The organism is Flavobacterium xizangense, from assembly GCF_054075145.1.
Genome location: NZ_JBSIPG010000178.1, coordinates 1 through 259 on the forward strand (window position 1 = coordinate 1; position 259 = coordinate 259).

Consider the following 259-nt stretch of genomic DNA (forward strand, 5'->3'; position numbering starts at 1 on the left):
GTGATTATGCAGGCGAATGATACACACTTCGGACTCAGTGCTACGATTTGGACAAATGATCTAAGGCGAGCGCACCGGGTTGCGCACCAAATCGAATCGGGCATTATCTGGGTCAATACCTGGTTCTTGCGTGACTTGAGAACGCCGTTTGGAGGCATGAAGAATAGCGGTATTGGCAGAACTGGCGGTATGCATAGCATTGATTTCTACTCTGAATTGTCCAACATCACCATTAAGTTGTAAGAAAGGGAGTAAGATG

General features: G+C 46.7%; 1 protein-coding gene. It reads left to right on the plus strand.

Annotation, left to right across the window (positions count from 1 at the left end; genetic code table 11):
• The first annotated feature begins 6 nt into the window (after positions 1-6).
• Positions 7-243 (plus strand): aldehyde dehydrogenase family protein, encoded by a 237-nt coding sequence (locus tag ACWA1B_RS23015; protein WP_456910975.1) that lies wholly within the window; start codon positions 7-9, stop codon positions 241-243.
• Positions 244-259: the final 16 nt, after the last annotated feature.

What these genes read in the sequence shown, in the direction of transcription:
- ACWA1B_RS23015 (WP_456910975.1), top strand. Translation starts at nt 7, where the DNA reads ATGCAGGCGAATGATACACACTTCGGACTCAGTGCTACGATTTGGACA.